This window comes from Photorhabdus sp. P32 (assembly GCF_038085095.1).
Lineage (GTDB): Bacteria > Pseudomonadota > Gammaproteobacteria > Enterobacterales > Enterobacteriaceae > Photorhabdus > Photorhabdus luminescens.
The window spans coordinates 24,461-34,979 of the sequence record NZ_JAZGJN010000249.1 but is presented as its reverse complement, the minus strand read 5'-3'; the positions used below and the strand labels follow the sequence as shown (position 1 = coordinate 34,979).

10 protein-coding genes are annotated in these 10,519 nt (G+C 39.2%); 3 read left to right on the top strand and 7 right to left on the bottom strand.

Going from position 1 to position 10,519, the window contains the following annotated elements; genetic code table 11:
• Positions 1 to 247: 247 nt before the first annotated feature.
• From V2H77_RS09350 to V2H77_RS09340, 3 genes are all read right to left on the bottom strand, one after another.
• Positions 248 to 739 (bottom strand): GlcG/HbpS family heme-binding protein, encoded by a 492-nt coding sequence (locus tag V2H77_RS09350; protein WP_341498579.1) that lies wholly within the window; start codon positions 737 to 739, stop codon positions 248 to 250.
• 107 nt (positions 740 to 846) lie between these two features.
• Positions 847 to 1,473, bottom strand: a complete 627-nt coding sequence (locus V2H77_RS09345; RefSeq protein WP_341498578.1) for a response regulator transcription factor — start codon at positions 1,471 to 1,473, stop codon at positions 847 to 849.
• Complete coding sequence (locus tag V2H77_RS09340) at positions 1,473 to 2,810, bottom strand: sensor histidine kinase (RefSeq protein ID WP_341498577.1); 1,338 nt, start codon at positions 2,808 to 2,810, stop codon at positions 1,473 to 1,475. Before V2H77_RS09340 ends, V2H77_RS09345 begins: the two co-directional genes overlap by 1 nt.
• Before the next feature lie 314 nt (positions 2,811 to 3,124).
• Between V2H77_RS09340 and V2H77_RS09335 the strand changes: the two genes are divergently transcribed.
• Together V2H77_RS09335 and V2H77_RS09330 are read left to right on the top strand one after the other, a co-directional pair.
• Positions 3,125 to 3,430, top strand: coding sequence for a hypothetical protein (locus V2H77_RS09335; RefSeq protein WP_341498581.1), 306 nt, complete (start codon positions 3,125 to 3,127; stop codon positions 3,428 to 3,430).
• Between the two features lie 110 nt (positions 3,431 to 3,540).
• A complete protein-coding gene (locus V2H77_RS09330; RefSeq protein ID WP_341498576.1) occupies positions 3,541 to 4,236 on the top strand; it encodes a pirin family protein in 696 nt (231 codons plus the stop codon).
• A 47-nt stretch (positions 4,237 to 4,283) separates the two neighbouring features.
• Here V2H77_RS09330 and pckA read toward each other — a convergent pair whose 3' ends face one another.
• The 4 genes from pckA to V2H77_RS09310 form a co-directional block, all read right to left on the bottom strand.
• Positions 4,284 to 5,903 carry a phosphoenolpyruvate carboxykinase (ATP) gene (gene pckA, locus V2H77_RS09325; protein ID WP_341498575.1) on the bottom strand — a complete coding sequence of 540 codons (1,620 nt, stop codon included), beginning with the start codon at positions 5,901 to 5,903 and terminating at the stop codon, positions 4,284 to 4,286.
• Between the two features lie 215 nt (positions 5,904 to 6,118).
• A complete protein-coding gene (gene hslO / locus V2H77_RS09320) occupies positions 6,119 to 6,991 on the bottom strand; it encodes an Hsp33 family molecular chaperone HslO (protein ID WP_341498574.1) in 873 nt (290 codons plus the stop codon).
• Positions 6,992 to 7,013: 22 nt separating this feature from the next.
• On the bottom strand, positions 7,014 to 7,430 hold the full coding sequence (gene hslR, locus V2H77_RS09315; RefSeq protein ID WP_341498573.1) for a ribosome-associated heat shock protein Hsp15: 417 nt from the start codon (positions 7,428 to 7,430) through the stop codon (positions 7,014 to 7,016).
• Positions 7,431 to 7,487: 57 nt separating this feature from the next.
• On the bottom strand, positions 7,488 to 9,602 hold the full coding sequence (locus V2H77_RS09310; protein WP_341498572.1) for an intracellular growth attenuator family protein: 2,115 nt from the start codon (positions 9,600 to 9,602) through the stop codon (positions 7,488 to 7,490).
• Between the two features lie 351 nt (positions 9,603 to 9,953).
• Here V2H77_RS09310 and nudE point away from each other — a divergent pair, with 351 nt between their 5' ends.
• Positions 9,954 to 10,502: an ADP compounds hydrolase NudE gene (gene nudE / locus V2H77_RS09305; protein WP_341498571.1), complete on the top strand. Its 549-nt coding sequence runs from the start codon at positions 9,954 to 9,956 to the stop codon at positions 10,500 to 10,502.
• The last annotated feature ends 17 nt before the right edge of the window (positions 10,503 to 10,519 follow it).

The window sequence follows — 10,519 nt, the reverse complement described above, 5'->3', positions numbered from 1 at the left end:
CTTATTATGTGAATCTACCATAGAAAATTAATTAAATAAAACTCTCAAAATAGCCTATTACAAGTACTTAAAAATGAAAGGCAATAACTTCATTCCAGTTATTGCCTCTGTAAAAAGCACGATAATAAAAGATATTAAATCTAAATTCCATATTCCTAATATCAATATAACGAATATCATAATAATAAATAGAAATAAAGAATTAATTCATTATCGCTACTCCTGTACATTTTATAAATTATTATGATTAAGATAACTCTGATGAAATTTTCTGAATCGCATCAAAAGCACACTGTTGGTCTAAAGAACCACTCGGTGCGCCGCCAATACCAATTGCGCCAATCACTTCATCACCAGATTTAACTGGAACACCACCACCAAGTAATAGGAAGCCGGGAATATCCCCTAAATATTGAGCACCAAGATTTGATTGTGCGGTTTTCATTACGTCCTCTGACGTTCTCTGAGTAGATAACGCGGTATAAGCTTTCATTTTGCTCGCCTCAACAGTATGCAAGCCTGCTTTATCCATACGTTGAACCGCTTTCAACACTCCACTTTTATCAATAACAGAAACCGCCACGTTATAATTATTCGATTGACAGGACTGGATTGCCTCAGAAGCTAATTTATTTGCTACCTCAAGGGTAATATTACGTTCAGTACTTAGTGATGAAGCAAAAGCAGATTGAGCGAATAAACCTGCTGCCAAGATAGTATAGAAAAGAGAATGTTTCATAGGTAAACCTCATTAAGTTTAAGTTGATGAATTATCCTGCTTTAACTTAATGAGATTTATCGGCTATAGCTATTCGGCCAATTACTTATTCAGCCTAGTAGAAATACTTAGTCATAAGATAATGACTTAAATAACTCATACTCTTTAACTAACTGCGGTAAAGAATGTATATCCAATTTATGAAATATATTAGCACGATGAACTTCAATAGTACGTGGTGATAACACCAATTGTTGCGCAATTTGTTTACTGGTTTTACCTTCTAAAATAATTTTCATCACCTCCCTTTCACGTTCAGATAACTGGCTAAATTTCGTTTTCAATTGCTCATATATCTGACGTTGCTTAAATACTTTCCGATGAAATAATAATGCACTTGAAACCGTTTCAATGAGTAAATCCGCATCAATAGGTTTGGTTAAAAATTCAAAAGCGCCATTTTTAAAAGCTCGACGACAAAGATCAATATTTCCGTGTCCAGTCATGATAATGACCGGTAATGTACTATTGAGCTTCAATAGATCGGCCTGCAATGCCAATCCAGGTTTTCCCGGCATACGAATATCCAATAAAATACATCCCTGAAGCGCTGCAATACTCTTACTACCAATTTCATCAATAAATTCTTGCGCACCAGGAAATGAATTTACCTGCCAATTCATTGTTTCTAATAACATAGATAATGAGTCACGGATCGCTTCATCATCATCAATAAGATAAATCACTGCCGCCATTATTTCTCCTTACCTTTATTAGTTGGTAACCAAATAATAAAACATGCTCCCCCTGTTTCACAATTTTCAGCGTTAATATCACCACCAAGTTTATGAATTAATGTTTCCGTTAACGTCATTCCTAACCCCATACCTTGTTGGCGTGTTGTGAAGAATGGAATAAATACGTTTTTTAAAGCTTCATCACTTAATCCAGGACCACCATCTGTTATCGTGATTCTTATCATTTCATTAATATAGTTGATATCGATGCAGATCCAATTTTGATATTCTGACTGACTTTGATCTTGCTGTGCCTGAATGGCGTTGCTGATTAAATTATGAAATATTTGCTCAATCCACAACGGCTCGGCAGATATCATTGGCAGTTCATCACAAATATTCCTTATTATCTTGATCTTACCGGCCTTGATTTCATTTTCAAGCAATACTTCAACTCGACCTAATATCGCTTGAATATTCACAGGTTGTAAAATAATACTACCAGTCGTCAGTTTTTGACGGTATTGCGTTAATAAATTTGCGATGCGTTGAGTTTGCAAAATCGATGAATCCAGTATTGGCGTCACTTTATCATATTGCTGCCTTTTCATTAACCGTAACGCGGTTTGGTTATAACTCATAATCGCCGTCAAAGGCTGATTTAATTCATGAACAACACCTGTTGCCACTTCATCCATTGTATTTAAGCGGGTAAATTCAAAAAAATGTGCCCGTAAATCAGAAATTTTCCTCAATCTTTTATTCTTCTGAATTAAAAAGATAAAACAGATAATTACTGCCCATAAAAAATTCAGACAAGCAATATAGCCCCACGGAAGTTTAGACCATTGTTGATCGTTACCCACTTTAAGCACAAAAGGCTGAAAACGATTAGCTAACTTTTTCTCCCAGTTCCAAAAATAGTGCTCTTTCTCCACCCCATACATAATCAATGGACGATTATTCCAATCCAGTTGTATCATTCGAAATTGTGACAATAATGATAAATCTTTCATCAGGATATTAAGATCTATTAATAACCGGATACTACTGCGTTTACTATTAAGCCAATATCTTCCCTCATCCTCTTCACTAATTATAGGGAATATTAATACATTCATTGGCATCTCTTGTAATCCGACAATTTGCGGAAAGTTTTCCTGTAGCTGATCTAATCCGATATTAGTATCCGTTAGCGATACAATCGCATCATGTTGTGCCAGCTTTTCACTCAGCTCTCGATAAAGAATATTAAATGAAACTGTTTGTTGTTGATAATTCTGATTTAGTGAATGATTAATCATTCCCCAAATAGTCAAACCTGTTAACACAATCCACGCTAAAAAATGCCACATATAATTACCTGAAAAGATATCTTTCATGACGTTAAAAATACAGTCAGAATATATAAAGGAAACGGCTTATTAGAGTAAAAAAGTTCAGAATAAGTTGAATTTTAGAGAATATTTGGCATTGAGCGGCATATTAAAATTCATTATAGCGTGATTATTTCACCAAAACATTTTTTAAAATAAATAGTTGGCTATGGTAAATAAAATTCCAACACTAGCTTATTTAATCCAAGCGTGTTTCAGCTCCTAATCAAATTATTTCGACCGATAGACCCCTGCTAAAGGTTTACGGTAATCCTGTCAAGGCTCTTAATATCATGTCAAATTTACTGAATAATCTAATGGGATCACCTAATAAATCGACTCGGTGGAAGGATTCTCTTTCCCTTGAGCATTACACCGATATCTATGAAAATATTAATAATTATCAAATAGTTAATATGATTCCTCACCATTATTTTGTATTTGACCAGAAAAAACGCTTTACAATCGATAGTGATAATTATTATCATTCGTATCGCTTTCAGATGAACCGTCTTCAGGGTACAGATGAAAGCACGACATTGCTCACATTGCTTCCAGTGTTTACTTTAGCCAGCCAGGTGCTGGCTTCTTTTTATTAATTAATCCAATTATCAATAATTCAAAATATTTGAATTATTGAGTCAGATTTTTAAGCTTTAATGCTATCTCTTCTCAATTAGATTGTAAAAACTATTGAGGAGATTTGAATATGATCCATTTACGCAAAGCATCAGATCGCGGCCATGCCGATCATGGCTGGTTAACTAGCTGGCATACCTTCTCATTTGCCAGTTATTACGATGCTAACTTTATGAATTTCTCAGCGTTGAGAGTCATTAATGAAGATTTCGTCGAAGCAGGTCAAGGTTTTGGTACCCATCCGCATAAGGATATGGAAATACTGACCTATGTTCTTTCCGGCGCCATTGAACATCAGGATAGTATAGGAAATAAGGAACGAGTACCTGCTGGTGAATTCCAAATTATGAGCGCAGGTACCGGCATTCGTCATTCAGAATACAACCCGAACCGTGATTGCCAATTGCATCTGTATCAGATTTGGATTATCCCGGATAAAACTGGCCTAACACCGCGCTATGAACAACGTCGTTTTGATGATGTACAAGGCCGCCAATTGGTGCTCTCGCCTGATGCCCGGGATGGTTCACTGAGAGTATTTCAGGATATGACTTTATGGCGTTGGGTACTTAAGGAGCACGAAACTACCGAATATGTTGCAGAAAAAGGCCGTTATATTTGGATACAAGTCATTCGTGGCGAAGTGACGGTTAATGGCGTCAAAGCTACCACCAGCGATGGTCTGGCTATCCGGGATGAAGTCAATATTCAACTTAGCGCCAGCAGTGATAGTGAAATATTGTTGTTTGACCTTCCTCCAACATAAATCTCAAATAAGCCTCACCCTAACGGATGAGGCTAAAAAATTCACAATTACAGTTTAGGACCCGCTTTCACCAAAGCTTCCCCCGCCGGGGTATCGGTATATTTATCAAAGTTGTCGACAAAGCGATGAGCCAAATCTTTCGCCTTCTCTTCCCATTGAGATTTATCTGCATAAGTCTCACGTGGATCAAGAATGTCGGTATTAACACCCGGCAACGCTGTCGGAACCGCCAGATCGAAAATAGGTAATGTAATGGTATCAGCTTCTTCAATATCACCATTGAGGATGGCATCAATGATTCCACGGGTATCCTTAATCGAGATTCGTTTACCCGTGCCATTCCAACCCGTATTCACCAGATAAGCCTTAGCACCTGCCGCCTGCATACGTTTTACCAAAACTTCCGCGTATTGGGTTGGATGCAAAGTCAGGAATGCGGCACCAAAGCAAGCAGAAAATGTAGGTGTTGGTTCAGTCACACCTCGTTCGGTACCGGCCAATTTTGCAGTAAAACCAGATAGGAAGTGATATTGAGTCTGTTCGGGTGTCAAGCGAGATACTGGAGGTAACACACCGAATGCATCCGCAGTCAGGAAGATGACCTTAGTTGCATGACCCGCTTTAGAAACCGGCTTAACAATATTTTCAATATGGCAGATAGGATAGGAAACACGAGTATTTTCAGTTTTTGAGCCATCATTGAAATCAACCGTGCCATCTGTCAGTACAGTAACGTTTTCCAGCAACGCATCACGTTTAATCGCATTGTAGATATCAGGTTCCGCCTCTTTGGACAGATTGATGGTTTTCGCGTAGCAACCTCCTTCAAAGTTGAAGACGCCGTCATCATCCCAACCGTGCTCATCATCACCAATCAGCTTACGTTTTGGATCAGTAGAAAGAGTGGTTTTACCTGTACCCGACAAACCAAAGAAGACCGCAACGTCCCCTTTCTCACCCACGTTGGCAGAACAGTGCATCGAAGCAATACCTTTCAGCGGCAACAGGTAGTTCATCATAGAGAACATTCCTTTCTTCATTTCGCCGCCGTACCAGGTACCACCAATAAGCTGCATACGTTCTGTCAGGTTAAACGCAACAAAGTTTTCAGAGTTCAAACCCTGCTCTTGCCATTGCGGGTTGGTGCATTTTGCACCGTTCATCACAATAAAATCTGGTTTGAACTCAGCCAACTCTTCATCTGACGGACGGATAAACATGTTTTTAACAAAGTGGGCCTGCCACGCAACTTCTGTGATAAAGCGGACTTTCAATCGTGTATCTGCATTAGCGCCACAGAAAGCATCAACTACAAACAAACGTTTGCCTGAAAGCTGTTTAGTTACCAAGCCTTTCAGGTATGTCCATGTTTCCTGCTGTAATGGCTTGTTATCATTTTTGCCTTTTCCCTGATCAGCCCACCATACGGTGTCACGGGTGACATCATCACGAACAATGTACTTATCTTTGGGAGAACGACCCGTGAAGATCCCCGTATCGACAGCCACAGCCCCCAGGTTGGTTAGAGTGCCTCTCTCGCAGCCTTCGAGTGAAGGTTTGGTTTCTTCTGAAAATAACAACTCATAGCTTGGATTATAAATAACTTCATTAACATCATGGATTCCATAGTCCGCGAGTTCCTGCGGGGTAATACCTTTAACACTCATGTTTATTGCTCCTGGGTAGTCACGCTTTTTCTGTGAGCAATAATAAATAGTTATGATTAATTAACAGCGATAGTTATCAAAAAATTGAAAACCCACTATTTTTTTAAGTTTAATCTGGGGCCAAAGGCACAAAAGCAGTTTTGAATATTATGGATATTGATAGAAAGGCGCGAATCCGCGCCTTAAGAGGTGAGAAAATTTGTTTAGATAGAATATCAATGGAGCTGGTTCTTTTTTTCCGCTCTGATTGCAGCAAGATCATCAGCATCAAAAATATAGTGCGTACCGCAATACTCACACGCCATATCAATGTTGCCATCTTTCTGCAAAATATGATTAACATCCTCATCGGAAAGTGTGACTAATGTGTCAGCGCAACGTTGGCGCGAACAAGTACAACGGAATTCGACCGCTTGAGGCTCATATAATATGACATCCTCCTCATGATAAAGGCGGTGCAAGATCTCCTTAACTTCCAATGAAAATAACTCTTCACCTTTAATGGTTGCGGTAAGTTGCGCCAGATGATCAAAAGCTTCTGCACTACTTTGTTCCGCTGTTGGCAGAATCTGTAACAACATACCACCAGCCGCAACCTTTCCATCCTGAATACCAGTACGGATAAATAGACGAGTCGGTAGCTGTTCAGACTGTCTGAAATAATTATCAAGGCAATCCGCCAATGTTTCACCTTCCAGCGCAACCACTCCCTGATAACGCTCACCATGAGTCGGTGTAATGGTAACAACCATATAGCCTGTACCAACCATCTGTTTCAAGCTGCTATTTTCAGTCACTAATCCATCAATACGAGCGACACCTCGCATTTGTTGTTGATGATTACCATTAATCACCGCCAGTTTTACCGGACCATCTCCCTGAATCTGAACCGTAATATCACCATCAAATTTCAGTGTTGCCGTCAATAGACTGGTTGCTACCAACAGTTCTCCCAATAATTGCCGTACCGGCTGTGGGTAATCATGATTTTCCAAAATATGCTGGTAAGTTTCACTGGCTAAAACCAGCTCACCACGTACAGAATAATTCTCAAATAAAAAGCGGTGTAATTGGTCTTGTTTAAACATAAAGATCTCTCATTCGAGCAGGTTATTCCTGCTCACTTAATTTGGTGTTTTTAAACTTAATCAGCGTGCGTCTTTCTTTTTTATCCGGTCGGCGATCAGGATGAGGCATAGTTAATGCATTCATTTTTCGAGCCATTGCCATTTTTTCCCGGTTAGCAATACTCGCTTCCGTCTCTTGGTAAAGTTGTTGCGCCTCCGGCGCACCGCGCCGATGATTGCTTAGTGCAAGAACTTCAACTATACGTTCATCATTACCCTGACGCAGTTTAATTTCAGCCCCTGGTTCAACCAATTTACTCGGTTTACTTCTTTGACCATTATAGTGAACTTTACCACCGTCTATCATTTCCCGTGCAATAGCCCGTGTTTTATAAAAACGAGCTGCCCACAGCCACTTATCCAGACGGACAGCTTGATCGGAGTCTGAATTACCCTTCATTTTTCCTCTCACTATCAGCTTCGGCAAATAACGCAAAGCCTAACATACCATTGTCAATTATCGCCAACGCGTAGGCGGAAAAAGTGTATTAAAACAGTTATCGTAATATTGCCTGATTTTGTTTAGACGTTGTTTGTTCTGCCGATTTTTCTTAACAACCAGCACAAAATTAATGAGTAGGGTCGTAAAAAGAGCCAAGAATAAAACAGTGGTACCAATACAACGAGCAAGCGTCATGGAATCCAGTTCATTATGCAACACAATCCGCCGGGTTCCATGACTATCTACCGACAATTCCGTGATAATTCCCGTTGTCTCAAAGGGGGTTTGCAATACCATATCCGATAACCGTTGTAATTCACGCCATTGTTCCAACGCACTATGGTCATAAGAGATGATGGCCGGCGTTATATACTCAACCAATTGCTTGCCTTCATCACTGATAAGCAGAACTCCACCAGGAGAAGGGTTATTAAGCAGTATTGCGACTTTATCTATTTCCCGATAGATAAATGATGATGTAGTTGCATCAACCAACTTTCCCAAAGCTTCAGCGCCTGCCGGACGCAATAAAACATGAGTGTCATCTAATTTGCCACTTTCTGCATTCTTTAACAAAGTTAGCCAGTCATTAGCACTACCCAAATTAACCAAAGCATTTTTCAATCGTAAACAGTCTGTTTCTTTTTCACATAATTCTTTAGTTTTCAATATAATATCAGGAAAATCATCCAATAAAATCATACCAGATTTGAAAATCTCCTGAGCAAGGTCTGGATTCATTGCATCGTCATTTTCCTGTAAACGTAATTGTTTATTAACAGTTGCAATCAGTTTAGCTGCATTTTCTATAATTGCTGATTCTGGTATTGGCAGTGGATTAACTCTATTCCAATATATCCCCGAACAATCGAATGGAGAAAAATAGGTGTCGCCTTTACCGTTCATATTATTTGGCGGCATATAACACATACCAACCCCTTTTGCTTTCAGGACGTCCCCAACTCGCAATCCCATCCTTTCCATCATATTAGCGTCAGTGACAACTTTTGTGCTGCTGCCACGCAACCAGGCAAAACTGAGTTTCATCGGTACACTAACCGGATGATAAAAATAGAGCAGCAACATAATAAGCAGACTGCTAACAATCATCATGAGATTTTTCCCATAACGACGATAAGGGTAATTTTTTTCTTCATCATGCAAAGAGAGATAATGCCCTTGCCTGACTACCTGGCCGTTACTGTAAATATCAATATCGGTTTTTTGATCAAGATAGTGAGCAACATAGGGCTCCCAATGAGGAGGATAAATTAAATCAATTCCACCAAGTGAAATATTACTCATTTGCCCTTGCTCAAATTCGCCAAATAACCCCCATCGTTTTGGTATACCGGTAAAACAGTGAATATCCTGACGCCTGCATATTGAGAGCGGACAAAATAGCGGCCAAAAACTAACAACGACTAAACTACCCGCAATTAACATCAGCCACGGCAAAAGCAGTGTTGGTAAAAGTAACGCAAGAAACCAAACGAAAAATCCAAAACACAAAAATCCCCCCTGCCAAATACCCGATGAGTGATTTAACCGGTATTCTTCCAATGTCTCTTTGCGGATATTTTGTAATTTCACACTGGTTTCACCATTTTTCTGAATCGACGCCTGTTGATGAGATACATCTGAAGTTACCGGAGCAGAAGGAAAATCCTGTTGAAAATCTTTCAGAAAGTAACCATTAATCGAAATAACAAGGGGTATTGTCGCGGTGTGAACAACATCAATAACATTCTGCTGTTTAATAAAAGGCTCAAGGAAAAACGGTAAATGAACTTCTGCCATATCAATATAATAACGCCAACTATGTAGTTCATCTGAGGCAACAGAAAAGCGGGTAATAGAATGACAGATAGTATAAACCATATCATTTTTACCCATCAGAATCGGCCAACTCGTTTTATTAATACGGTCTGTTACAACTGGCGGCAACACTCGACTCAAATAACATTCAATAGCCTGATACTCATCAGCATTAAGTTTACGATAGGTCGGCGCGGCAACAGAAGGCAGATAACAGGCGTTATCATGTAGCTTCCATTTAAAAATCAGCAAGGAAGCCATGACAATCAGGCTAATTATCAAGATAGCCAATATAACGACTGTTACGCTCATTTTATCCCCATACCCATGACAATCTTGCTATTGTTGTCTGCAAATTAACAACTACACGTTAAGTTCTGAATTAGGTTATTTCTATTTATTTTTTAATTTATTTTACAATGAGTTATATAATCACGCACTAAACTATCTACAACATAGATCTATTTCCAAAGAGGATAAAGATAACAGTAACAACAATAACCAGCGATAATCACTATCATTTATCAAAATAATCGGCCATATTTAGTCAAGCTATGGAGTGTACCTAATTTCATCATAAAATCTAAGGTTAATGAAATAATTTATGACGTAATAATACACAGGCACTCAACTCAACCCATATTAAAACCATCAGGGGCAATTATGAATGACCTGAAAAACCCTAAAATCCTAAACATAGAGGACATTGCCCATTCACGTTTATTTCATATTCAGTCAGTTGATCTCGAATTCAGTAACGGTGTAAAACGCGTTTATGAACGGATGCGTCCGGTCAATCGGGAAGCTGTTCTGATAATCCCGGTCATTGGGGATGAATTGTTGCTTATTCGTGAGTATGCAGTCGGCATTGAGCAGTACGAATTAGGCTTTCCTAAAGGCGCGATCGACCTTGGGGAAAGTATCTTTGAAGCCGCTAATCGTGAATTGAAAGAAGAAGTCAGTTTTGGCGCCGGAAAAATAGAACAATTAGCCAAACTCACGATGGCCCCATCCTATTTTTCTAACAAAATGAACATTGTTATTGCTGAAAATCTCTATCCAGAAAGCCTGGAAGGAGATGAACCTGAACCACTACCACAAATACGTTGGCCAATAGCAGATATGATGTCATTACTGGATCACGCTGATTTCAACGAAGCGCGTAATGTCTGCGCCCTATTTCTGGCACAAAAATACTTAAAACACCGTTGAAAAGTTTACAGGCACAA

What these genes read in the sequence shown, in the direction of transcription:
- pckA (WP_341498575.1), bottom strand. Translation starts at nt 5,903, where the DNA reads ATGAGTGTTAAAGGTATTACCCCGCAGGAACTCGCGGACTATGGAATC.
- hslR (WP_341498573.1), bottom strand. Translation starts at nt 7,430, where the DNA reads ATGAAGGGTAATTCAGACTCCGATCAAGCTGTCCGTCTGGATAAGTGG.
- V2H77_RS09340 (WP_341498577.1), bottom strand. Translation starts at nt 2,810, where the DNA reads ATGTGGCATTTTTTAGCGTGGATTGTGTTAACAGGTTTGACTATTTGG.
- V2H77_RS09350 (WP_341498579.1), bottom strand. Translation starts at nt 739, where the DNA reads ATGAAACATTCTCTTTTCTATACTATCTTGGCAGCAGGTTTATTCGCT.
- hslO (WP_341498574.1), bottom strand. Translation starts at nt 6,991, where the DNA reads ATGTTTAAACAAGACCAATTACACCGCTTTTTATTTGAGAATTATTCT.
- V2H77_RS09310 (WP_341498572.1), bottom strand. Translation starts at nt 9,602, where the DNA reads ATGAGCGTAACAGTCGTTATATTGGCTATCTTGATAATTAGCCTGATT.
- V2H77_RS09345 (WP_341498578.1), bottom strand. Translation starts at nt 1,473, where the DNA reads ATGGCGGCAGTGATTTATCTTATTGATGATGATGAAGCGATCCGTGAC.
- nudE (WP_341498571.1), top strand. Translation starts at nt 9,954, where the DNA reads ATGAATGACCTGAAAAACCCTAAAATCCTAAACATAGAGGACATTGCC.
- V2H77_RS09335 (WP_341498581.1), top strand. Translation starts at nt 3,125, where the DNA reads ATGTCAAATTTACTGAATAATCTAATGGGATCACCTAATAAATCGACT.
- V2H77_RS09330 (WP_341498576.1), top strand. Translation starts at nt 3,541, where the DNA reads ATGATCCATTTACGCAAAGCATCAGATCGCGGCCATGCCGATCATGGC.